General features: G+C 39.0%; 1 pseudogene. It reads right to left on the bottom strand.

The features are described 5' to 3' along the window. Positions 1-366, bottom strand: a pseudogene (locus AB4512_RS25115) (methyl-accepting chemotaxis protein); the annotation flags it as partial. Between the last annotated feature and the right edge of the window lie 26 nt (positions 367-392).

The raw sequence follows: 392 nt of genomic DNA, 5'->3' as shown, positions 1-392 counted from the left end.
GTCAAACACCCATACTTTTTGAACATCAGCGTACCATTTTGAATACTGTTGGACGCCTTGGGTTGCGCCTTTAACGGTATAGCTATCTTCATAAACTTTATTCAGTTTATTTTTGTCGCTGTGTGCAACAGCGCTTACGTTACTATCAATAACAATGGCATAAGTGACATCAGATCGCTGTTTCAGCTCACCCACCAGCTTTTGTAAATCTTGAACTGGGTTGTCCGAATTCTCTAAGATATACCCAGCATTTCCAGCCAAGAATTCAGCTTGAACTTGAGATTTGTTCAATATTATCTCATCGATTTTTTCACTTGAAATGAAATAGGTTGACGCCATACTCGCAGCGACTGCAATGCCAAACATAATAAAAACGGCAAATAGGATTGTTT

It is taken from the genome of Vibrio sp. 10N.222.52.B7, from assembly GCF_041474275.1.
GTDB lineage: Bacteria > Pseudomonadota > Gammaproteobacteria > Enterobacterales > Vibrionaceae > Vibrio > Vibrio crassostreae_C.
Note: the sequence above shows the minus strand (reverse complement) of the source record. Positions and strands in the feature narration are given on the sequence as shown.